The following is a 23,696-nucleotide window of genomic DNA, read 5'->3' as shown; positions in this document are numbered from 1 at the left end:
CCGATTAGATGTCAAGAACTTGCGGTTGCTGTGCCGCGTGGTTGTGCTCGTTGCCTGCGTAAACTTTCAGTTTACGGAACATAGCACGACCCAGCGGGCCTTTTGGCAGCATGCCTTTAACCGCGATTTCAATCACACGCTCAGGACGGCGGGCAATCATCTCTTCAAAGGTCGCTTCTTTGATACCACCGATGTGGCCGGTGTGGTGGTAGTACATTTTGTCAGTACGCTTGTTGCCGGTAACAGCAACTTTGTCAGCGTTCAGAACGATGATGTAATCACCGGTATCAACGTGCGGAGTATATTCCGCTTTATGCTTACCGCGCAGGCGACGAGCCAGTTCAGTAGCCAGACGGCCCAGAGTTTTACCGGTCGCGTCAACAACATACCAGTCGCGCTGTACGGTTTCTGGTTTAGCTGTAAAAGTTTTCATTAAAAGCTTACCCAAATAATAAGTTACACGTTGGTGAACACCCAAACGTTTAGTCAGTTGAGGTTCACACGACAAAGTCCGGCAAACCTACCCCTTCGAATAGCACATGCCGACACATAGAAAGTTTCGGGAAAAAAACCTTCTCGTAACGTGGGGTCGCAAGATTATAGAGAAGTTGAGGTCAAAGATCGACCCTTAAATGTGATTTGGGATGGGTTTTTCGGGGTTGCGTATTGTGCGGTCTGGTGCCCTCACCCACAGCCCCTCTCCCACGGGGAGAGGGTAGCATTTATGGCATATGCTCACGCTTAAGGTACTCTTCGCTCTGCATCTCTTGCAGGCGCGACAGGCAGCGCTGGAACTCAAACTTCAGGCGCTCGCCCTGATAGATCTCATATAAAGGCACCTCGGCACTGACTACCAGCTTGACGTGGCGCTCATAAAACTCGTCCACCAGCGCGATGAAGCGGCGCGCTTCGCTCTCCATGAGAGGGGTCATGACGGGCACATCCCATAACATAACGGTATGGAACAGACGCGAAAGCGCAATGTAGTCATGCTGGCTGCGGGCGTCCACGCAGAGCGTTGCAAACGAGACGGCCAGCGTCTGGTTCTCTACGCCAAGCGTCGGCAACGGACGATGATTAATCTCCAGCGCTGGTGCGTTATCCCGCGGCGCCCCTGCCAGCGCCAGCCAGAGTTTATCCATCTCGCTGGCTGTGTCGGCGTTCAGCGGTGAAAGCCACAGGTACGCCTGCGTCAGCGTGCGCAAACGATAGTCGACGCCAGCGTCGACATTCATGATGTCGCAGTACTGCTTAATGGCATCTATGGCTGGCAGGAAACGCGCCCGCTGGAGACCGTTGCGATAAAGCTCATCCGGCGGGATATTTGAGGTCGCCACCAGGGTGATCCCACGCGCAAACAGCGCTTTCATCAGCCCCCCCAACAGCATCGCGTCCGTAATATCGGAAACAAAGAATTCGTCGAAGCAGAGTACGTCCGTTTCCGCCTTGAAGCGGTCCGCCACGATTTCCAGCGGGTCGGTTTCGCCCTGGAGCGCCGTCAGCTCTTCATGGACCCGGAGCATAAAACGGTGAAAGTGCAGACGCTGCTTACGCGTGCCGGGTAGGCTCTGGTAGAACATGTCCATCAGCCAGGTCTTACCCCGCCCAACGCCGCCCCACATATATAAGCCACGAACCGGTGCGTTTACTGTGGGCTCTTTTTTGCCCAGTAAACGGCCGAATGCCGCCTTCAGCCCACTGCTCTGCATCGCATCGGCGGGTTTCGCCAGAAGCTCCTGGTAAATCGTGTCCAGGCGGTTTACCGCTTCACGCTGGACATCATCCGGCTGGTGTGTGCCCTCACTCAGGGCGAGTTGGTAACGCGATGATGGGGACAGGTTTTGCATGATGTTATTGTTATTCCTTTAGTTAAACCTCATCAGCGGCCGTGGCTGATGAAAAAAAGGCCGTTCTACACTACGCGATGATACGTCAGGATTCCACTTCTGCGGAAATAGCGGTTATAGTGGCATAATCAGGCACAGGCAGGAGCCGAGCCAACACCCTACGGAACAACAAGACAACGGGAGAAGTTCATGACCTGGGAATATGCGCTAATCGGTTTAGTCGTCGGCATCATCATTGGTGCTGTGGCCATGCGTTTCGGTAACCGCAAATTGCGTCAGCAGCAGTCACTGCAATACGAACTGGAAAAGAACAAAGCCGAACTGGAAGAATACCGCGAAGAGCTGGTCAGCCACTTTGCCCGTAGCGCTGAGCTGCTGGACAACATGGCGACAGATTATCGCCAGCTCTACCAGCACATGGCGAAAAGCTCCAGCAGCCTGCTGCCGGAAATGACCGCGGAGAGCAACCCCTTCCGCAATCGTCTGGCGGACTCTGAGGCCGGTAACGATCAGGCACCGGTTCAGATGCCACGCGACTATTCAGACGGCGCGTCCGGCCTGCTGCGCGGTGGCGTAAAACGCGATTAATCGCACAACCTGAATAAATTTTACGGGCGCACCTTATGCGCCCGTCCTTTCTTCCCGTCCCCAGCTATTATTTAGTCAAACACCTCATTGTTCAGCGGTTGAAAATTCAATAACATCAAGATGTTTTTGGGGCCGTTCTTTTTCATTCCAGGATACGAGAGTCAGCATCGATGAAGAAAAAAAACCAGCTGTTGAGCGCCTTAGCGTTAAGTGTCGGGTTATCTCTCTCGGCGTCCTTCCCCGCCAGTGCGGCACTACCTTCGCAGGTGCCAGGACAAGAAGCCATTCCCAGCCTTGCGCCGATGCTTGAAAAAGTCCTGCCTGCGGTAGTCAGCGTTCAGGTGGAAGGGACGGCACGCCAAAGCCAGCGTATTCCCGAAGAGCTGAAGAAATATTTTGGCGAAGAGGCGCCGGATCAGCAGGCTCAGCCGTTTGAAGGCCTTGGTTCGGGCGTGATTATCGACGCGGCCAAAGGCTATATCCTGACCAATAACCACGTGATCAGCCAGGCTGATAAAATCAGCGTTCAGCTGAACGATGGCCGGGAGTTTGACGCCAAACTGATCGGCGGTGACGATCAGAGTGATATCGCCCTGCTACAGGTGCAAAACCCCAGCAACCTGACCCAGATCGCCATCGCCGATTCCGATAAGCTGCGCGTGGGTGATTTTGCCGTCGCGGTCGGTAATCCGTTCGGTTTAGGGCAGACCGCCACCTCCGGGATTGTCTCTGCCCTGGGGCGCAGCGGCCTGAATCTCGAAGGGCTGGAAAATTTCATCCAGACCGATGCCTCCATCAACCGGGGCAACTCCGGCGGTGCGCTGCTTAACCTGAACGGCGAACTGATCGGCATTAATACCGCTATCCTCGCACCAGGCGGCGGCAGCATCGGGATTGGTTTTGCCATTCCGAGTAACATGGCGAAAACCCTGTCTCAACAGCTGATACAGTTTGGCGAGGTTAAGCGCGGGCTGCTGGGCATTAAAGGCATGGAGATGAGCGCCGATATCGCCAAAGCCTTTAAGCTCAACGTCCAGCGCGGGGCGTTTGTCAGCGAAGTGCTGCCCAACTCAGGCTCTGCGAAAGCGGGCGTGAAATCCGGTGACGTTATTGTCAGCCTGAACGATAAACCGCTGAGCAGCTTCGCTGAATTACGTTCGCGTATTGCCACCACGGAGCCTGGCGCTAAAGTGAAGCTGGGCCTGATCCGCGAGGGCAAACCGCTGACCGTGGAAGTGACACTGGACAAGAGCACCTCCTCTTCCGCCAGTGCAGAACAGATCTCCCCGGCGCTACAGGGCGCAACGCTGAGCGACGGTCAGCTTAAAGACGGCACGAAAGGCATTTCTGTCACTGCCGTTGAGAAAAGCAGCCCGGCCGCGCAGGCAGGTTTACATCAGGACGACGTGATCGTGGGTGTGAACCGCACTCGCGTGCAGTCTATTGCCGAAATGCGTAAGGTGCTGGAGAGTAAACCGGCGGTCATTGCCCTGCAAATTATCCGTGGCAACGACACCCTCTACATTTTACTGCGTTAACCATTTGCGACTCCGGGCATCGCCGCTGCGTGTGATGTCCGGATAACTCATGTTATGCTGCAAACCGTTCCTTTTTTAACGACACACGCATCATGCTTTTAAAGCTCTTTCGTTCAATTGTCATTGGTTTGATCGTTGCCGGTCTGCTGCTGGTGGCTATGCCATCTTTACGCCAGTTCAACAAACTGTCGGCTCCTCAGTTCGACAGCACGGATGAAACGCCTGCAACGTACAATCAGGCGGTACGCCGTGCCGCCCCCGCCGTGGTTAACGTCTATAACCGCGGGCTTAACAGTTCCGCTCATAACCAGCTGGAGATCCGCACGCTTGGTTCCGGTGTGATCATGGATGACCGGGGTTACATCATCACCAATAAACACGTGATCAACGATGCCGACCAGATTATCGTCGCCTTGCAGGATGGCCGCGTGTTTGAAGCCCTGCTGGTGGGGTCGGACAGCCTGACCGATCTGGCGGTGCTGAAGATCAACGCCACGGGCGGTCTGCCGACTATCCCGATTAATCGCAAACGAACGCCGCATATCGGCGATGTGGTGCTGGCGATCGGTAACCCGTATAACCTGGGCCAGACCATCACTCAGGGGATCATCAGCGCGACCGGTCGAATTGGACTGAACCCGTCAGGGCGGCAGAACTTCCTGCAAACCGATGCCTCGATCAACCACGGTAACTCCGGCGGTGCGCTGGTGAACTCTCTGGGCGAACTGATGGGCATTAATACCCTCTCCTTTGACAAGAGCAACGATGGTGAAACACCGGAAGGGATTGGCTTTGCCATTCCGTTCCAGCTGGCGACCAAGATCATGGACAAGCTGATCCGCGATGGCCGAGTGATCCGTGGCTACATCGGTATTGGCGGGCGTGAAATCGCGCCGATGCATACGCAGGGCGGTGGTATCGATCAGATCCAGGGGATTGTGGTCAACGAAGTGGCGCCTGGCGGCCCGGCGGCCAATGCAGGTATCCAGGTGAACGACGTTATTCTTTCCGTCAACGGCACGCCGGCGGTCTCTGCGCTGGAAACGATGGACCAGGTGGCGGAAATTCGACCGGGCTCTATCATCCCCGTAGAAGTCATGCGTAATGACAAGAAGCTCACGATTCAGGTCACCATCCAGGAATACCCGGCCACTAACTGACGGGCATAAAAAAACGGAGCTTAGCGCTCCGTTTTTTTTACCGGGACAAGATCACTTGTTAACGAACTCTTCGCCCAGCGTGATGTCTTTCTTCAGCGTATCCAGCATGCCTTCCATCGCGTTTTGCTCAAACGCGCTCAGCGTGCCGATAGACTTACGCTCTTCAACGCCGTTTTTACCCAGCAGCAGCGGCTGAGAGAAGAAGCGCGCGTGTTCACCGTCGCCTTCTACGTAAGCGCATTCAACCACGTTTTTCTCGCCCTGCAGCGCGCGAACCAGAGACAGGCCGAAACGCGCCGCCGCCTGGCCCATAGACAGGGTTGCAGAACCGCCACCCGCCTTCGCTTCCACCACTTCGGTGCCTGCATTCTGAATACGTTTGGTCAGGTCAGCCACTTCCTGCTCGGTGAAGCTCACGCCCGGGATCTGCGACAGCAGAGGCAGGATGGTCACGCCAGAGTGTCCGCCGATAACCGGCACTTCCACTTCCGTTGGCTGCTTGCCTTTCAGCTCAGCCACGAAGGTATTGGAACGGATGATATCCAGCGTAGTTACGCCGAACAGTTTGTTCTTGTCGTAAACGCCCGCTTTCTTCAGCACTTCTGCTGCGATGGCAACGGTGGTGTTCACCGGGTTGGTGATGATACCGATGCACGCTTTCGGGCAGGTTTCAGCGATCTGCTGAACCAGGTTTTTCACGATGCCCGCGTTGACGTTGAACAGGTCTGAACGATCCATACCCGGTTTACGCGCAACACCCGCGGAGATCAGCACCACATCGGCATTCTGCAACGCAGGACGCGCATCTTCACCGGAGAAGCCTTTGATTTTCACAGCTGTCGGGATGTGGCTCAGGTCAACCGCCACACCTGGGGTTACCGGAGCAATATCGTACAGGGAGAGTTCTGAGCCTGAAGGCAGTTGGGTTTTCAGTAGTAGGGCAAGCGCCTGGCCGATACCACCAGCAGCGCCGAGGACTGCGACTTTCATCCTAAACTCCTTATTATGGTTAACTTAAGTATCTGTAACTCCGTTGCGGCGACCATAATTCAGCACGTCATTAATTACAATTTTCATCGCTAAAGAATTTGAGGTCGCACGTCTTTGACCTTCACCCGAATGCTATCAGGCTGTGGGCAACAACGAATTAAGAGGGGGTTACAATACACCCTGCCACGCCACCAAAACAACATCATTTTGATAACATTTAATTTACTTTTAAGCTTATTTGCGCGGCGTGACCCAGGCATGTTTTCTGATAACGAAATCTGATAAAATCTCTCCCTTTCATAACATTATTTCAGCCTGGTGCCAGGTAGATAATTTGCATAAAAATTCATCCACATGCATAATAATGTTGTTTCTATCGTCATATTCCGGGTGACTTATGCGAAGCTCGTCTAAGCAAGAAGAATTAGTGAAAGCGTTTAAAGCGCTACTCAAAGAAGAGAAATTCAGTTCTCAGGGAGAAATTGTTCAGGCGTTGCAGGAGCAAGGCTTCGACAACATCAACCAGTCGAAGGTCTCCCGCATGTTAACCAAGTTTGGTGCAGTGCGTACGCGCAACGCCAAAATGGAGATGGTTTATTGCCTGCCTGCTGAACTTGGCGTGCCAACGACCTCCAGCCCGCTGAAAAACCTGGTTCTGGACATTGACTATAACGATGCCGTGGTCGTGATCCACACCAGCCCGGGTGCAGCCCAGCTGATTGCCCGCCTGCTGGACTCGCTGGGTAAAGCAGAGGGGATCCTCGGGACCATCGCCGGCGATGACACCATTTTTACGACCCCGGCAAATGGTTTCTCGGTGAAAGACCTCTACGAAGCGATTCTGGTCCTGTTCGAGCAGGAGCTGTAATCTTCTGCCCCGTAGCGCCTGGCTACGGGGATCATTCTGCTGCCGCCTCGTTTTACCCTGCTTTTCTCTGCCTGCTGCTTTTGCAAATAGTGCTTTTTACCGCCTGTTAACATTCATTCAGTGAATGATCTGCCGTAAAATCGCACTAAAAATCAAAGCCACCTATCCAATTGATTTACATAAGAAAAAATCATTACGCCTGCAGAGTAACGCCCTTTTTTATTCATTCCCGTTATAAAAAATGATGTTTTTAATACGTAATAACAGGCGAAACCATTAGTCTGGTATTAATTTTTTGCGTGATTAGTGTATACTTGATTTTGTGATGAGGGTCACAGAACAAAGACCCCAGTAAAATAATTGACGAGGTAAATAATCATGAAAATTAAAACCACTGTAGCTGCCCTGAGCGTACTGTCAGTCCTGTCATTCGGTGCGTTTGCAGCCGACACTATTAACGCCGAACAGGCACAATCCCGTCAGGCTATCGGGACCGTTTCTGTTGGTGCCATCGGTACTTCTCCGATGGACATGCACGAAATGCTGAACAAAAAAGCGGAAGAACAGGGTGCGTCATCTTATCGCATCATCGAAGCGCGCAGTGGCGACCACTGGCACGCTACCGCAGAACTGTACAAATAAACCCTCGTCGTATCTCATCATACGACTTGCCCCTGACCTCCCGGTCAGGGGCTTTTTTATCACTGGCGCACGTTGAAACGCAGTTGCCCTTCCAGCTCCTCCTCCGCTTCATCAAACAATAAAATCAATGCGCCAAAGCGTCTGCGCAGTTTTTCAGGCAGATGGGTAAATTCGATCTCCAGCGGTAACGGCAGCCTGTCGCCGGTAACCACATCCCATAGCATATCAAGATTGTTTACGCTGCCCCGCTCCAGGTCGAACGCCCGGATAAACTCGCGGTAGAAGTCTTCCTGACTATCAATTTCGTCAAAATCAAAGGTATAAATTTTCATTGCCAGCCACCCGGTACAGGCGGGCGGCAGATGCCGCCCTGTCTATTATAAGCCCCCGATATGCAGGGTTTTAACTTCCAGAAACTCCTCCAGCCCCAGCACGGACCCCTCGCGCCCCAGCCCGGACTCTTTTACGCCCCCAAACGGACCCAGCTCGGTCGAGACCGCACATTCATTAATTCCGATCATGCCGCTCTCAATGGCCTGTGAGACGCGGAACACGCGCGAGAGATTCTGGGTATAAAAGTAGGCCGCCAGCCCGTAAGGCGTATTGTTAGCGCGCATAACCACTTCGTCTTCCGACGTGAAGCGGAAGCAGGCGGCAACGGGACCAAAGGTCTCCTCTTCTGCCAGCTTCATGCCTTCATGGCAGTCACCGAGTACGGTTGGCATCCAGAAGTTGCCGCCAAGTTCGTGCGGTTTACCCCCAGCCAGCACCGTGGCCCCCTTCGCTACCGCATCTTCGACGTGCTCACGGACTTTCTCGACAGCCGAAGGCTCAATCAGCGGGCCGACAACGACGCCCTCGTCCAGACCGTTACCCACCTTCAGCGCCTTCACCGCATCGGCAAGCTGATTGACAAACTTGTCATAGACCGTCTCCTGAATATAGAAACGGTTTACGCTGACGCAGACCTGCCCGGCGTTACGGAATTTATTGGCGATGGCGCCTTTGACGGCGGCCTCAATATCCGCGTCCTCGAAAACGATATACGGCGCATTGCCGCCCAGCTCCATCGATACCTTTTTCATGGTCTCAGCGGAATTGCGAACCAGCGTTTTCCCGACGGCGGTTGACCCCGTAAACGAGATTTTGCGCACGTCATGGCTGGCCATAATGGCGTCACTAATTTCTGAGGTGCTCCCCGCGACCGCATTCAGCACACCATCCGGCACACCGGCCTGCTTCGCCAGCGTCAGCAGCGCAAAGGCGCTCAGCGGCGTGTTGTTTGCAGGCTTGATGACGCCGGTACATCCTGCTGCCAGCGCCGGGCCGAGCTTACGGGTGAGCATAGCCATCGGGAAATTCCATGGCGTGATAGCAGCAACCACCCCAACAGGTTCACGAGTGGCCAGAATACGGGAGCCGGGTTTAACCGGAGGAATGATTTCACCGTTAGCGCGCTTGGCCTGCTCCGCAAACCACTGAATAAAGCTGGCAGCGTAGTCCACCTCGCCCTCAGCCTCTTTCAGCGGCTTGCCCTGCTCGGTGGTCATCAGCCGCCCGAGCCAGCTTTTGTTCTCGATAATCAGTTCATACCAGCGATAGAGGATCGTGGAACGCTCTTTTGCCGTTTTTGCGCGCCATGCGGGAAAGGCTTTCGTCGCGGCCGCAATGGCCTCTTCGGTTTCGGCTTTCCCTGCTTTCGCCACTTTCGCAACCACCTCGCCCGTGGCCGGGTTTAGCACATCAAACGTGGTGTCGAGTGTTTTCCAGATACCGTTAACCAGATACCCGGTCTGAAAAAGAATACTGTCCTGAAGAGCCTGGGTTGTCATGTGTCCTCCCTTCCTGAATGTTTGAACCTGCAAGAATAAGTATAGCCACAAAAAAACCGACGCTTTTGGCGTCGGTTTTCTCTTCGTTAGCTGTCTGTCAGCGCATTCTGGTAGCGGTGCAGCATAAACACCAGCCGCTCTACCGGCTCGGTAACCTGCGGCGGGGCTTCCCAGACTCGCAGTTTCTCCTGGTAGATATCCAGCTCCTCCAGCAGTTGCTTAAAGTAGCGGCGACGTTTGTCATCACTGGATGCCGATATCACATGGTCCGCCGTTCGCCGTAGCTGGCGGTGGAAAGCGGACAAATCGTCGTTGATCGGCACTGGCGCGTTCCGCAGACGCTGGTGCGCGATAATCATGGTTAACGCCAGACGGAAGCGAGCGACATCGCCCGGGAATTTATTCAACAGCAGGAACAGTTGCTGGTAAAGGGCCGGAAGGTGGTTCTGCTTGCGCCGCGCGGTGTTGGTGGTCAAGGACGATACGGCGGCCGACACAAACTGATTGAGCAGCACGCGCCCTGTCCGCGCCTGAGAGTTATCCCGCACCAGCAGGATCACCATCATCGCCAGGAAACAGCCCACCAGCTGGCCTAATGCGCTATCCAGGAACTGGCTGAAATGGAAGGTCATCGGGTTATCCAGCACGAGGATGTTAATCGTACTCGCCAGCGCACCTAACGATCCCAGACGGCGTTTTTGTACCTCAATCCCGATAAAGAACGCCATCACCGCCAGGCTGATACAGAGCAAAAGCATGCTTTGCTGCGTCGAGGGGATGATTACCAGGAAGTAGAGCGCGCCAATGGGTAACGCCGCAATGGTGCCGTACAGAAAATCAATAGCGACCATGCGCGGGTTGGGCAGACGCATCGCCAGCGCGGTAACGACGGCAATCATCACCATCGCGCCGCTGCCGGACGTCCAGCCGGTCCACAGCCAGAACAGCGTGCCGAGTATACAGGCCAGGGTGGTACGCCAGAAGTTAACCATCGCATGATGACGCTCGGCGGATTCCGGTTTGATCACCACTTCGCCCTGTAACACCTCTTCTTCCGCCGCACTGATTTTGGTGTTGCTAATCACGCCGCGTTTCAGAAGCAGGTAGCGCGTTGCGGCGCCAACCCAGGTATAAATGGTGACTGGCGTATCCCGTTCGCCCGTCCAGGCAATCACACGACGCATGCGTTTAAGCTGTCGATGCACGTCCTGCACCGTCTCCACAGGCTCATCAAACAGTTCGCGGAAGGTATCCGTTACCACTTCGGGGCGAGTGTTCTGAATCAGGTAGGTTTCACACGCCTGGGTGATCAGCGTTAACGAGACGGTATTGATCGCTTTCAGACGACGATTGGCACGCTCCCAGCGGGAAGACTCCATATTGAGATTACTGCGCATCCCTTCCAGCGCCTGCGTGCGGCGCACCAGCGCGCTCCAGGCCTTGTCGACCTCTTCGCTGTCGCCGTGCTTAATGCACAGCTGCATGAGCTGGTACTGGGCAACAATCAGCGCGTCCAGCTCACGATCGACTTCCTGCTTGATGGATCGCGGAGAGAAGAGCAGATCGGCGACAATCGCGCAGACGATACCAATGACAATCTCGCTGCAACGTTCCACGGCGAACTGCGGAGCAAGCAGCGGTTCACTCTGAATGGTGATGATAATAATCAGCGCGGTATATCCCGCCAGGCCCCAGGCGTACGAGTTCTCCACCTTCACCAGCGAAGAGACCCAGGTGCAAAAACCCGCCCAGATACAGCATACAATCAGCATCAGCAGCGGCGTGCGGATCATCAGGATGATAATGGTCAGGGCGGCGATACAGCCGATAAAGGTGCCGATAATACGCAGCATCCCGCGATAGCGAATTGCCCCGGAGTAAGGCTCGCCACCCGCCGCGAAGGCAGGACCGGCGGCGACGATCGCGGCGGTCAGAACAGCCCAGCGCGGCGTTTCAAGCTGGAAATGGAAGCCAACAAACAGCGCCAGCACAATGGCGCATGCCAGCTTCACGGCGAAGCGGATGTGCTGGCTGGCGATGGAAAAAATGCCCATAGCGATCAACCAAACTCGCGCAGGCGATGGGCGATTTGACGGAAGATAGAATCCTGGCTGGCATCACGGTCTTTTTCACCAGTGATCACTACCGTCGCCGTGGTGCCTGCGGGCCAGAGGTTGCTCTGCTGCTCATCCAGACGAATGCGTACCGGTACGCGCTGCGCCAGACGAACCCACTCGAGGTTAGAATCGACGGTCGCCATCCCTTTTGAATCATTGGTACTGCTGGCGTTGGTCACCCCCGCGGCCACGCTGTCCACGGTTCCTTTCAGGACCCGGTTGCTGCCGAGCGGCGTGATTTCGGCGCGATAGCCCGGACGCACGCCTTCCAGCTTGGTCTCTTCCATATAGGCGAGGACGTAGAAAGAGTTCTGTTTCACCAGCGCCACGGCCGTAGAGCCGCGCGTGATAAACTCACCCGCATAGACGTTGAGGTTGGTTACCCAGCCATCGGACGGGGCGCGGATAACGGTACGTTCCAGATCGAGCTTCGCCAGATCGCGCGTCGCCTGCGCTTTTGCCAGCTGATGCAGCACGGTTTGCAGCACGTTATTGGACTGATCAATCTCTTCCCGGGACATGGCCTGGATGCCCAGCTTGTTACGACGTCCTGCTTCACGGCGTTTTTCAGCGGCCAGCGCGTTGTAATAAGCTACGTCGGCTTCCGCTTCTTCCAGCGCTTTTTGATAGCGCGGCTGGTCGATAGTGAACAGTACCTGATCTTTTTTCACCAGTTGGTTATCGTGGACATTGACCGCCGTAATGAGACCGGCGACATCGGGCGCTATCGCGACCACCTCCGCGCTGAAACGCGCATCGCGCGTCCACGGGGATTCGGTGTAATAAACCCAGGCGCGAAAAATAGCGATGAACGCCAGGATGACCAGCGCCATAGTGATGGCAGTGCGGGAGATTTTTCTTGTTAGCGTTTTCACATCAACCTCAGACAAACATGCGCGATATTAAATAGAACAGGCAGCAATACAGCGCGGTATTAAACAATGCAGGATGCCAGACGAAATCATAAATCCCGGTAGGGACCAGCACCTTGCGCACCAGCCAGAAGATCGCCAGTGATAAAAGAAGCTCGAAAAATATCGGTGGGAACGACAGACCGAACACCACGATAACGGGAAACAGACTCATGTTGACCTTGATTAAAGAGATGCAGGTTACTGGATTATTAAGCTCACGCCGCCGCAGGAGAGCATGAATTGCCGGGCGAGAGTGGCGCAGCCGTTATGTAATTAATAATATATTAACGTAACTGTTATGCTGTTATCTATCATATGTGATCTAAATCACTTTTAAGCCAGAGTGAATAATGGAACGTCTAAAACGCATGTCCGTCTTTGCGAAAGTGGTTGAGCAAGGCTCTTTTACCGCCGCAGCACGTCAGCTACAAATGAGCGTCTCATCCATTAGCCAGACAGTGTCAAAACTGGAAGATGAGCTCCAGGTGAAGCTGCTCAACCGCAGCACCCGCAGCATTGGGCTGACGGAAGCGGGTAAAATTTACTATCAGGGCTGCCGTCGAATGCTGCATGAAGTGCAGGATGTTCACGAGCAGCTCTACGCCTTTAACAACACGCCTATCGGCACGCTGCGTATCGGGTGTTCTTCAACTATGGCACAAAATGTTCTCGCTGCCATGACGGCGGAAATGCTGAAAGAGTATCCCGGTTTAACCGTTAATCTGGTAACGGGTATTCCGGCACCGGATCTGATTGCCGATGGGTTAGACGTGGTGATCCGCGTTGGCGCATTGCAGGACTCGAGCCTGTTCTCGCGTCGACTGGGCAGCATGCCGATGGTGGTCTGCGCTTCGAAAAGCTATCTGGCACAGTATGGCGTACCGGAAAAACCTGCCGACCTGAGCAACCACTCGTGGCTGGAATACAGCGTTCGCCCAGATAACGAATTTGAATTGATCGCGCCAGAGGGGCTTTCCACCAAACTGCTGCCTGAAGGCCGCTTCGTGACCAACGATCCGATGACCATCTCACGCTGGCTGGTGGCCGGGGCCGGGATCGCCTACGTGCCGCTGATGTGGGTGATCAACGAGATCAACAGCGGCGAACTGGAGATCCTCTTCCCGCGCTACCAGTCGGATCCGCGCCCGGTGTACGCGCTCTATACCGAAAAGGACAAGCTGCCGCTGAAGGTGCAGGTCTGTATTAACTATCTGACGGACTATTTTGTGGAAGTGGCAGAGCTGTTTCAGGGGATGCGGGGAAGAAGGAAAGAGTAGGCCTCCCCCTCACCCCGGCCCTCTCCCCAAAGGGGCGAGGGAGAAAAGACGGCACGGAGCAGTCCCCTCTCCCCGTTGGGGAGAGGGTTAGGGTGAGGGGAAAATGAAAAAATTACGCCGTGCCGCCCACCGTCAGGTTATCGACCTTCAGGGTTGGCTGGCCCACGCCTACCGGCAGGCTCTGACCCTCTTTGCCGCAAACGCCCACGCCGTTATCCAGCTTCAGGTCGTTACCCACCATGGAAATCTGCTGCATGGCCTCAATGCCAGAGCCAATCAGGGTTGCGCCCTTCACCGCTTTGGTCACTTTGCCCTTCTCAATCAGATACGCCTCTGAGGTAGAGAAGACAAATTTACCGGAGGTGATATCCACCTGGCCGCCGCCAAAGTTTGGCGCGAAGATACCGTAATCAACGGATTCGATAATCTCCTGCGGCGTGGATTTACCCGGCAGCATGTAGGTGTTGGTCATGCGCGGCATCGGCAGGTGCGCGTAGGATTCGCGACGACCGTTACCCGTTGGCGCAACGCCCATCAGACGCGCGTTAAGCTTGTCCTGCATGTAACCTTTCAGTACGCCATTTTCGATCAGCACGTTGTACTGGCCCGGCGTGCCTTCATCGTCGATAGAAATCGAGCCGCGACGGTCGAGCATGGTGCCATCATCCACCACGGTACACAGTTCGGAGGAGACAAGCTGCCCCATCTGACCGCTGAATACGGACGTCCCGCGACGGTTGAAATCCCCCTCCAGGCCGTGACCGACCGCTTCGTGCAGCAGCACGCCAGGCCAGCCTGCGCCCAGAACCACCGGCAGCGTACCGGCAGGTGCCGCCACGGCAGACAGGTTGACCAGCGCCATGCGCACGGCTTCTTTTGCCCACGCATCCGCGCGCGCTTCTCCGTCAACGTCGCCAAGGAACCAGTCGTAGCCAAAACGACCGCCGCCACCGCTTGAGCCGCGCTCGCGCTTGCCGTCGTCTTCCACCTGTACGCTGATAGAGAGGCGCACAAGCGGACGCACGTCGGCGGCCAGCGTACCGTCCGTCGCCGCCACCAGGATCAGTTCATAAACACCGCTCAGGCTGGCAGAAACTTCCTGCACGCGTTTATCCGCCGCGCGAGCCACTTTGTCCACGCGACGCAGGATGTCCAGCTTCTCTTCACGGCTCATGCTCTGCAACGGATCGATGCTGGTATAAAGCGCAGCGTGCTGCACTTCACCCAGGGTTTTCACGCGACCGTCGCCGGTATCGCGCACAATGGTTCGCGCCGCCTGCGCGCTCTGCTCCAGCGCGGCCAGGCTTATCTGGTCTGCATAAGCAAAACCGGTTTTTTCGCCGCTGACGGCGCGCACGCCGACGCCCTGGTCAATGTTATAAGAACCATCTTTAATGATGCTGTCTTCTAAAACCCAGGATTCGTGATAGCTCGACTGGAAATAGAGATCGCCGTAGTCGAGGCGGCGTTCGGTCAGTTGACCAAGAATGGAGAACAGGTCCTGATGGCTCAGGCCGTTCGCTGCGAGCAAATGTTCACTTACCAGGTTCAGACTCATCGTATTGCTACTCGTTCGTTGCCGCCAGTGGCGGTATAAAATCAATATTATTGAGAGTGAGGCAATTACCTGCCCACGTCAAATCATTGCTGTGCTTCTTTGCGCGGCTGGCGCAGCACTTCATTAATCTGCGGTTTATCGATTGGGCCCGTAATGCGGTAGCGCAGAATCGAGACTTTGCTCCAGAGCGGCCCCAGCACTTTGCTGGCGGCAAATACCGCCGCGCCGATTATCGGATTGACCACAAAAGCGGTAGCAACACCCACTGTAGCGGAGATTTCCGGGGCAACAACCGCTTCCATATCCAGCTCCCGGCGCACGAGGTTTACTGATCCTTTCATGGCGATGTCCGCTTCCAGGCCATCCAGCAGCGTATCATCGGTATGCATCACGCCGTCCTTGATCCAGGCCGTTCCGCGAATGGAGTCATAATAGAAACCGTCGTTGAAGGTATCGCTGAAATCGAAGCGCAGCTTGCGCAGCAGCGCGTCAAAGCTCAGCAGGCGCAGTATTTGCCCTGCATGACCGGTGCTAACATCGGCAATTTGTCCCTTACCAAAACGGGTTCTGAGGATACCGTTCAGCGAGGCAACGTCCGGCTGCCACGGTGCCGCGCGCCAGTGCAGATCGTAATTCACATCGAAGGACGATCCGCGAAGCGGCGTGCTGATCCCAAAGAAGTTAGCCGCTGCGTCCAGCTTGTTGCCTTTAATATCGCCCTTCAGCGAGGTGCGCTGTTCACCCGGTTTGTTCACCCACTCGCCAGCGGCGGTCATGCGGCCAAAGCCGGTATCCACCAGCCCACCAGAGAGGCTCAGCGTATTGCCCTGAATAGCAAAATCACCGTCGATACGGCCATATTTCTGTCCCCACAGCCAGCACTCCGCACAGCGCAGCTGGAGATCGGGCCAGTTGCTGAAATCCACGCGCGACGTTCCACTGCTGCTGAAAGGAGACGTACTTGTCGACTGTGTTTTAGACGCCGTAAAGGTCGGGTTGTAATAGAGATAACGGATAGCCGCCTGCCATGGCGCGTTATCGCGCATCGTCAACGAACCGTTAATTTCACGCCCCTGCGCCTCGACCTTTGAGCCGTTCACCGTCGGCCGGGAGACAATACTCAGGTTGTTCCACTGCTGCCCACCTAGCGTCAGCGCAGGCGTGCGCAAGGTAATGGACTGCGGGAACTGCGCCGTTTGATCGACGTTTTGCCCGACACCTTTCTGAAACAGTGCCAGCCACTCTGCGCCATCCATCGGCGGGAGATTCAGTTCAATGCCCGCCTGCTCCGGCAGCGGCGGCGTGGTACGGCTGTCAGTCGTCCAGATCGCCCTGTCCAGCGTCAGCTTGCGGTTAAGCAGCCAGCGGCTGTTGAAGTGGTTTGTTCCGCCAGCGTTTCCGGTTAAATCAAAGCTGTTGAGGTTGCCCGCAACCTTAACGTTGACGGGCAGTGCTTCACCGCTTTTCTTGTTCAGCGGTGCGGGAAGCTGGCTACTGAGGTTTTTTAGATCGCCCGTAATGTCGACGTTATAGCGCGCACCGGCATGATAAGGCAGGTCGATGGCGACCTTGCCATTCCATGACACCGCGCCGTCCACCGCATTCTCAATCGGCTTCGGCAGAACATCCATGCGTGACGGCTGCCAGTTCGCGTCCATATTGACCGCCACCTGGTAGGCTTTATCGCCCTCGGTGGTGGAGAAATCGATATTGACGGGTTGATTGAACCAGGTCGCTTTCAGCGGCTTACTTTTCAGATTGCCGTTAACAAAGCTGAACTGACCGCTAAGGTTTTTCAGCGTGCTGTCCAGCGGCTTGATATAGAGGCTGTTATTGTTCAGACGAACGTCGCCTTTGGCGGTGGTCATTTCACCGTCGAGCGGGATATCCAGATGTAAGCGAGCATTCACATCACCATCTAACTGCAACTGCTGGAGAGTGGCCGCCAGGGAGTCATCCAGCGGCGTATCTTCAAAATACGGGCCAACCGCTTTACCCGGCCCATTAATATCCGCATCAATCAGCAGTTTCTCTTTGGAGTAATCCGGGATGTTTGCCGTCAGGTTGCTTGCCGTTACGCCGCCCAGCGCAACGCTGTCCGTCTTCATCCACAAGCCGTCATTCAGGAAGTTGAGTTCGATATTCAGATTCTTCAGCGCGGGCCAGTCCGGCTGGAAGGCATAGGTGGCGTTGCGTAGCGGCACCAGAACCTGGAACTGGCCTTCGTTATGCTTATACGGGAACAGGTGCGGATTGCCGCCGTAGACCAGCGTGGCGTTATCCGCCTGACCGCCCTGAATGGCGCCGCTGAGATAGTCTACCAGCGCTTTCCCCATCAGGTTTTCCGGGAAGTAGCGCCACGCCTGCGAACCGTCATCCGTGCTGATGCCTGCCAGAATGCCCAGCCACGGCTCATCGCCTTCAGGCTGTAGATAACGGAAATTACCGCGGGCATGTACCGCTTTGGCTTTTACATCAATATCGCGACCATCGAGCTGAAAACCTTTGTCATTCTTCAGCCAGTTGAGGGTGGCGTTTCCCTTTTCGATCTCCAGTGGCGCACGGAAGACCGTTTCGTACGGCATTTTTGCTTCCTGCATTTCTGCCGTCAGCCTGCCGTTTTCCACGCTTCCTTCCAGTTTACCGCTGAAGTGCTCGGCACCCGGCAGCAGTTTCCACTGTTTCCATGCGAGATTTTTCCATGCCGCCTGAAAACGCGTCTTTTCCGTGGCCTGGAGAGGAATATCCAGCGCCAGCCGGTTTATCTGCCCGCTCGGCTGCGTCGCCAGCCAGATTTCGCCCAGCTCCGGTGAGAGTTTTGCGGCCATTGAACGCAACCCTTCGATCGCCGTCAGATCCAGGTTACTGGCGCGGATACGCAGCTCATCGCTGCGTTTACCGTTTATCCCGCCGACGTCCTGCTCCGGCATCCACGCCAGCGTCAGTGCGCCGCGCGGCCAGGGTTTGTTATCCATGGAGATGCGCGTATCCGGAATAGCGAACTGCCAGCCGCCTTTATCCTGCGTCACGTGTGCGGTGAGGTTATCGACGGAAAGCTGATGCTGATGTTTTTCCCCCTTCCAGCTCGCGCCCCCCTGCTTAAGCCAGATATCGCCGCTGGCGAACGCCCCGTTCGTCAGGGTCATCCAGCCTTCCAGGCTGAAGCGCGCGGTTTCCAGCTGCATGTTCTGCTGTAGCCACTCACCCAGCCACGGCTTCACGTCCACATCGTCCGCCTGTAGCCACACCCTGCCGTTGTTCAGCAGGCCATTGTCGTCGCGCAGATCCATCCGCACCTGCATAACGCCGTGCTGCCCGTTCAGGCTGGAGAGATTCACCTGCCCCTCGGCGCGGTGGCGATCTTTCCCGTTTAGCCAGGTCAGCTGTGGGATCGCCAGCTCAGCGCGCTGTCCGGAAAGGGTTATAAAGCTCACTTCGCTGTCGCGGAGATCGAAATGATCGAACTGACGCAGGAAGAGATCGCTGATACGGCTGGTTTCCAGCCCACGATCGCTGTCGCCGCTTTGCAGCGGCGTGTTGGTCATCAGCTGAAGTTGCCAGAAGGTGAGATCGCGAAACTGCCAGCGCAGATGCAGCAGGCTTTGCCAGACATCCAGCGCCAGGGTGACGCGTTTGATTTTAAGATGGCCGCCATCTTTCAGGCTGGCGCTGATATCCCGCGCATCAAGCGTCGGGCCAAAGTTCTGCCAGCTTGCCTCGATATGGCTCACGTCCACCGGCAGACCGGTGGCAGATTCGATTTTTGCCAGGATCTGCGGCCGCCAGCTGTCCAGATGCGGCAAGGCGAGACGCAGCCCGCTCACGAGCAACGCGACAATCACGACCAGCGTTGCCCCTGTAAGCAGTAAAATCCCCGGCAATCGCCTCACGCGTCTCTCCTTGTCAGCCTTAAATCTCGCAGCGAACTGCGTTTACATCATGACGACGTCAAACTGCTCCTGGTTATAGAGCGGCTCAATTTGCACTTTTACCTGTTTGCCGACAAAGATTTCCACTTCCGCCAGCGCGTGCGACTCTTCCCCTTTCAGGGCCTCTGCCACCGCAGGGGAAGCATAGACCAGAAAACGGTCTGAGTCGTAGGCATGATGGACACGGACAATCTCACGCATGATCTCGTAGCAGACCGTCTCCACCGTCTTTACCGTTCCGCGTCCATGGCAGGTTGGACACTCATTACACAGGACATGTTCCACGCTTTCGCGGGTCCGTTTCCGGGTCATTTCCACCAGACCGAGCTGCGAGAAGCCATTGATGCTGGTTTTCACGCGATCTTTACTCAGCGCCTGCTCCAGGGAGTGCAGCACGCGACGGCGGTGGTCTTCATTATTCATATCGATAAAGTCGATGATGATAATACCGCCCAGATTACGCAGGCGAAGCTGGCGTGCGATGGCCTGCGTCGCTTCTATATTGGTATTAAAGATGGTGTCATCGAGGTTGCGATGGCCGACAAACGCGCCGGTGTTGATGTCGACGGTGGTCATCGCTTCGGTTTGATCGATGATCAGATAGCCACCCGATTTCAGCTCAACCTTACGCTCCAGCGCACGCTGGATTTCGTTTTCAACGTCATAGAGATCAAATATCGGCTGGCGTCCGGTGTAATGCTCCAGCAGCCCCGGCATTTCCGGGATGTACTCGGCGGTGAACTCCAGTAAGGCTTCGTACGTCAGACGGGAGTCCACGCGGATTCGGTCGAGCTGCGCATCGGCGAAATCACGTAATACGCGCTGAGCGAGCGCCAGCTCACCGTACAGCCGGTAGCGGGTCTGGTTGCGTTTTTTACGCTCCATCACTTTGGTCCAGACGCGCTTCAGATAGGCCGCATCCGAGGCCAGGTCTTCTTCGCTGATCCCTTCCGCTGCGGTACGGATAATAAACCCGCCCTGCTCGTCACAGTAGGCGCTGACCACCTTTTTCAGGCGTTCACGCTCGCTTTCGCTCTCAATACGCTGTGACACGCCGACGTGCGACGCCCCCGGCATAAAGACCAGATAACGTGAAGGAAGGGTGATGTCGGTGGTCAGACGCGCGCCTTTGGTGCCCAGCGGATCTTTTACCACCTGCACCATCAGATCCTGGCCCTGACGCACCAGCTCAGAGATGTCGCGCACGGCAAACTGCTTTTGCTCTTCGCCTGCCACGCATTCGGTATGCGGCATGATGTCGGAGGCGTGTAAAAACGCCGCTTTATCGAGCCCAATATCTACAAAAGCCGCCTGCATACCCGGCAGTACACGACTGACACGACCTTTGTAGATATTGCCTACGATTCCGCGCCGCGCTTCACGCTCAATATGAATTTCCTGAAGAATGCCACCATCAATGTAGGCCACACGGGTTTCCGATGGCGTTACGTTTACCAACAATTCAGCCGTCATAATTATCCCTTCCCTCACGCAGTGAGTTAAAATTGCTCAGCAACTCATACGTTTCCACCAGCGGTAAGCCGACTACGGCGTGATAGCTGCCATTTATCTTCCTGACAAAACAGCCACCCAACCCTTGAATACCGTATGCACCTGCTTTATCCATAGGTTCACCGCTGGCGATATAGCCGGCGATCTCCTCGTCGGTGAGGACTCTGAACGTCACTTCCGTTACCACAAGGCAATCCAGAACGTACTGGCTGTCTGCCAGCGCTACCGCCGTCATCACCTGATGGGTTTGTCCGGACATGTTACGCAGCATCCGCGCAGCATGGTTTGCGTCGCGGGGTTTCTCAAGCACCTCACCATTGAGAATGACGATGGTATCGGCCCCCAGCACCGGTAAGTCACGCGGCACGCATGCAACGCCCGCCTGCGCTTTTTCACGCGCCAGACGGGAGACATACTGCTGAGCGCTTTCGCCCTCAGCACGTTTTTCTTCGATACCGGTAACGATGCGTTCGAAGGATACACCCAACTGCGCGAGCAGTTCCTGGCGACGCGGAGAACCGGAGGCAAGATACAAAGACGTCATAGAAACCTTTTATTGCACGGCAAACTGCTGGCGAATTTTACGCATCAGCAGGAACAGCCACGGCCAGAGCACACCGTTTACTACACTACTCCAGAACACTTCCGGTCGGAAAGAGACGTTGATCACTAAAAACTCTGCCCAGAAAACAACGATATCCGCAGCGAGCGACAACAACATCACCACCAGCGCCTGTTGCCAGAGCGCAAGGTTACGAAAGAGCTGGAATTTGAGTGCAACGAGATACGCAATAATGCTCATGGATAAGGCGCGGACGCCAAGCGTAGAGCCACTGATAAGATCCAGTATGGCACCCATCACAAAACCTGTGCCGACATTTACGCGGTGCGGCAGGGCAAGGATCCAGTAGAGCAAAATGAGTAATACCCAGTTTGGCCGGAAAACAAGAATGTCGTCCGGCCAGGGCATAATTTGCAGCAACAATGCAACGAGGAATGAGAGCCAGATTACCCAGCGCCCCTGGCTACGATAACTGGCCACTACTGCCCTCCACCCGAGACTTGCGGCGGTGGCGGCGCATCCGGTAGCGGCTGCGTTAACCCCGTCGCCGGAGCCGGTACGGGCGCAGGTGGCCCCATTGCATCCGGCGCAGGCAGCACCTGCGGCATCATCTGCATCAGGCGCTCATTGGCCACGCGATGCACATCTTCCGGCGTCATCGGGTTAGCGCCGTTGCGATCGGCGCCCCATAGCAGCAGCAGGTAGCGTAAACGCTGCAAGCCAGCCGTTGGACGCGCCTGGATCACGGTGTAGGCACGTTGAGTGTCGAGCTTCACGGAAGAGACAACCGCAACCGGGTAGCCTTCAGGGAAACGACCGCCCAGACCAGACGTCACCAGCACGTCACCCACGCGGATATCCGTGTTGGCGGGCAGGTGTTCCAGTTGCAGATCGTCCGTACAACCATTACCGGCGGCAATTACGCGAATATCGTTACGCAGCACCTGAATCGGCAGTGCATGGGTGGCATCGCAAATCAGCAGCACACGGCTGGTCAGTTTGGCAACCGCCACGACCTGGCCCACAACGCCTTTATCGCTGATGACAGGCTGACCTTCGTATACGCCGTTCACGCTGCCTTTATCAATCACCACCTGATCGCTGTATGGATCGTTTACGGTGGAGATCACCTGGGTGACCATTTTCTGTTCATCCTGGCGCAGCGGCGAGCCAAGCAGTTCCCGCAGACGCGCGTTTTCCTGCTTATATTGCCCCAGCATTAGTAGCTCGCTGTTTTTCAGCAGCAGTTCCTGGCGTAATGCACGGTTTTCGAGTTCGAGCTGGTCACGCGATGAAAGCGTTTGCGACACGGAGTCGAGCAGTTCACGGGGACCATTTGAAATAAAGTAGAAAGGACTGACGGCGGTATCCATGTACGTTCGGATCTGGCTGAACGTACCGAGGCGGCTATCGGCAATAATGACCCCGAGCGCCACCAGAACCGCCAGGATCAGGCGAAACTGTAGCGACGGGCCACGGCTAAAAATTGGCTTCATAGGCTATGCGTATTCTCGCGTCAGAGAGAAAGGGTAGCCATTTGCTACCCTCTCACACCCGACTACTCTTCGCTAAACAAGTCGCCGCCGTGCATGTCGATCATTTCCAGCGCCTTGCCACCACCACGGGCGACGCAAGTCAGTGGATCTTCTGCAACTACGACAGGAATACCTGTCTCTTCCATTAACAGGCGGTCGAGGTTACGCAGCAGCGCACCACCACCGGTCAGAACCATACCGCGCTCGGAGATATCGGAGGCCAGCTCTGGCGGGCACTGTTCCAGCGCTACCATCACCGCGCTCACGATGCCGGTCAGCGGCTCCTGCAACGCTTCCAGGATTTCGTTGGAGTTCAGGGTGAATCCGCGTGGCACGCCTTCTGCCAGGTTACGACCGCGAACTTCGATCTCGCGAACTTCATCACCCGGATAGGCAGAACCAATTTCATGCTTGATGCGCTCTGCGGTCGCTTCACCGATCAGAGAGCCGTAGTTACGGCGAACGTAATTGATGATGGCTTCGTCGAAACGGTCGCCGCCGATACGCACGGAAGAGGAGTACACCACGCCGTTCAGGGAGATAACGGCCACTTCAGTGGTACCGCCACCGATATCCACCACCATAGAACCGGTTGCTTCAGAAACCGGCAGACCCGCACCAATTGCCGCAGCCATCGGTTCTTCAATCAGGAACACTTCACGCGCACCGGCACCCTGAGCGGATTCACGGATTGCACGGCGTTCAACCTGGGTTGCGCCAACCGGCACACACACCAGTACGCGCGGGCTTGGGCGCATAAAGCTGTTGCTATGAACCTGCTTGATGAAGTGCTGAAGCATTTTTTCGGTCACGAAGAAGTCAGCAAT

Annotated in this window: 21 protein-coding genes; 6 read left to right on the top strand and 15 right to left on the bottom strand. The window is 55.7% G+C overall.

What is annotated here, in order from left to right:
- Positions 1-4: 4 nt before the first annotated feature.
- Positions 5-433: a 50S ribosomal protein L13 gene (gene rplM, locus HP459_RS03485; RefSeq protein WP_003860434.1), complete on the bottom strand. Its 429-nt coding sequence runs from the start codon at positions 431-433 to the stop codon at positions 5-7.
- A 289-nt stretch (positions 434-722) separates the two neighbouring features.
- On the bottom strand, positions 723-1,847 hold the full coding sequence (gene zapE, locus HP459_RS03480; protein WP_171935940.1) for a cell division protein ZapE: 1,125 nt from the start codon (positions 1,845-1,847) through the stop codon (positions 723-725).
- 189 nt (positions 1,848-2,036) lie between these two features.
- Between zapE and zapG the strand changes: the two genes are divergently transcribed.
- The 3 genes from zapG (at position 2,037) to degS (ending at position 5,133) form a co-directional block, all read left to right on the top strand.
- Positions 2,037-2,435 (top strand): Z-ring associated protein ZapG, encoded by a 399-nt coding sequence (gene zapG / locus HP459_RS03475; protein WP_022649554.1) that lies wholly within the window; start codon positions 2,037-2,039, stop codon positions 2,433-2,435.
- A gap of 170 nt (positions 2,436-2,605) precedes the next feature.
- The gene (gene degQ, locus HP459_RS03470) at positions 2,606-3,973 is read left to right on the top strand and encodes a serine endoprotease DegQ (protein ID WP_022649555.1); all 1,368 of its coding nucleotides are present in this window, start codon (positions 2,606-2,608) and stop codon (positions 3,971-3,973) included.
- A gap of 92 nt (positions 3,974-4,065) precedes the next feature.
- Positions 4,066-5,133 carry an outer membrane-stress sensor serine endopeptidase DegS gene (degS, locus tag HP459_RS03465; protein ID WP_003860430.1) on the top strand — a complete coding sequence of 356 codons (1,068 nt, stop codon included), beginning with the start codon at positions 4,066-4,068 and terminating at the stop codon, positions 5,131-5,133.
- Positions 5,134-5,184: 51 nt separating this feature from the next.
- Here degS and mdh read toward each other — a convergent pair whose 3' ends face one another.
- Positions 5,185-6,123, bottom strand: coding sequence for a malate dehydrogenase (gene mdh / locus HP459_RS03460; protein WP_022649556.1), 939 nt, complete (start codon positions 6,121-6,123; stop codon positions 5,185-5,187).
- Between the two features lie 397 nt (positions 6,124-6,520).
- Here mdh and argR point away from each other — a divergent pair, with 397 nt between their 5' ends.
- Positions 6,521-6,991 carry a transcriptional regulator ArgR gene (gene argR, locus HP459_RS03455; protein WP_003860428.1) on the top strand — a complete coding sequence of 157 codons (471 nt, stop codon included), beginning with the start codon at positions 6,521-6,523 and terminating at the stop codon, positions 6,989-6,991.
- Positions 6,992-7,369: 378 nt separating this feature from the next.
- Positions 7,370-7,633 (top strand): peroxide/acid stress response protein YhcN, encoded by a 264-nt coding sequence (gene yhcN, locus HP459_RS03450; RefSeq protein WP_006812160.1) that lies wholly within the window; start codon positions 7,370-7,372, stop codon positions 7,631-7,633.
- 59 nt (positions 7,634-7,692) lie between these two features.
- On the opposite strand, the gene HP459_RS03445 is transcribed toward yhcN, so the two are convergent.
- The 5 genes from HP459_RS03445 to aaeX form a co-directional block, all read right to left on the bottom strand.
- Complete coding sequence (locus tag HP459_RS03445; protein ID WP_022649557.1) at positions 7,693-7,965, bottom strand: barstar family protein; 273 nt, start codon at positions 7,963-7,965, stop codon at positions 7,693-7,695.
- Between the two features lie 45 nt (positions 7,966-8,010).
- Positions 8,011-9,465, bottom strand: a complete 1,455-nt coding sequence (locus HP459_RS03440) for an NAD-dependent succinate-semialdehyde dehydrogenase (RefSeq protein WP_017382714.1) — start codon at positions 9,463-9,465, stop codon at positions 8,011-8,013.
- 86 nt (positions 9,466-9,551) lie between these two features.
- Positions 9,552-11,519: a p-hydroxybenzoic acid efflux pump subunit AaeB gene (aaeB, locus tag HP459_RS03435; RefSeq protein WP_023298739.1), complete on the bottom strand. Its 1,968-nt coding sequence runs from the start codon at positions 11,517-11,519 to the stop codon at positions 9,552-9,554.
- A gap of 5 nt (positions 11,520-11,524) precedes the next feature.
- On the bottom strand, positions 11,525-12,457 hold the full coding sequence (gene aaeA, locus HP459_RS03430; protein WP_023298740.1) for a p-hydroxybenzoic acid efflux pump subunit AaeA: 933 nt from the start codon (positions 12,455-12,457) through the stop codon (positions 11,525-11,527).
- 7 nt (positions 12,458-12,464) lie between these two features.
- A complete protein-coding gene (gene aaeX, locus HP459_RS03425; protein WP_003860416.1) occupies positions 12,465-12,668 on the bottom strand; it encodes a p-hydroxybenzoic acid efflux pump operon protein AaeX in 204 nt (67 codons plus the stop codon).
- Positions 12,669-12,846: 178 nt separating this feature from the next.
- Here aaeX and aaeR point away from each other — a divergent pair, with 178 nt between their 5' ends.
- The gene (aaeR, locus tag HP459_RS03420) at positions 12,847-13,773 is read left to right on the top strand and encodes an HTH-type transcriptional activator AaeR (RefSeq protein ID WP_022649561.1); all 927 of its coding nucleotides are present in this window, start codon (positions 12,847-12,849) and stop codon (positions 13,771-13,773) included.
- Between the two features lie 112 nt (positions 13,774-13,885).
- On the opposite strand, the gene tldD is transcribed toward aaeR, so the two are convergent.
- The 7 genes from tldD to mreB all read right to left on the bottom strand — a co-directional run.
- Positions 13,886-15,331 (bottom strand): metalloprotease TldD, encoded by a 1,446-nt coding sequence (gene tldD / locus HP459_RS03415; RefSeq protein ID WP_022649562.1) that lies wholly within the window; start codon positions 15,329-15,331, stop codon positions 13,886-13,888.
- A gap of 83 nt (positions 15,332-15,414) precedes the next feature.
- Positions 15,415-19,221, bottom strand: a complete 3,807-nt coding sequence (gene yhdP, locus HP459_RS03410; protein WP_171935939.1) for an AsmA2 domain-containing protein YhdP — start codon at positions 19,219-19,221, stop codon at positions 15,415-15,417.
- Positions 19,222-19,263: 42 nt separating this feature from the next.
- A complete protein-coding gene (gene rng, locus HP459_RS03405) occupies positions 19,264-20,733 on the bottom strand; it encodes a ribonuclease G (protein WP_003860405.1) in 1,470 nt (489 codons plus the stop codon).
- On the bottom strand, positions 20,723-21,316 hold the full coding sequence (locus HP459_RS03400) for a nucleoside triphosphate pyrophosphatase (RefSeq protein WP_063199845.1): 594 nt from the start codon (positions 21,314-21,316) through the stop codon (positions 20,723-20,725). Before HP459_RS03400 ends, rng begins: the two co-directional genes overlap by 11 nt.
- A gap of 9 nt (positions 21,317-21,325) precedes the next feature.
- On the bottom strand, positions 21,326-21,814 hold the full coding sequence (mreD, locus tag HP459_RS03395) for a rod shape-determining protein MreD (RefSeq protein ID WP_003860402.1): 489 nt from the start codon (positions 21,812-21,814) through the stop codon (positions 21,326-21,328).
- Positions 21,814-22,830 (bottom strand): rod shape-determining protein MreC, encoded by a 1,017-nt coding sequence (mreC, locus tag HP459_RS03390; RefSeq protein WP_003860400.1) that lies wholly within the window; start codon positions 22,828-22,830, stop codon positions 21,814-21,816. The genes mreD and mreC overlap by 1 nt, the downstream gene beginning before the upstream one ends.
- Positions 22,831-22,892: 62 nt before the next feature.
- Positions 22,893-23,696: rod shape-determining protein MreB (gene mreB, locus HP459_RS03385; protein ID WP_171935938.1), on the bottom strand; the 804-nt coding region annotated here is incomplete at its 5' end.

It is taken from the genome of Enterobacter sp. CM29, assembly GCF_013179605.1.
Classification (GTDB): Bacteria; Pseudomonadota; Gammaproteobacteria; order Enterobacterales; family Enterobacteriaceae; genus Enterobacter; species Enterobacter intestinihominis.
The sequence above is the reverse complement of the archived record's forward strand: the minus strand, read 5'-3'. Positions and strand labels throughout refer to the sequence as shown.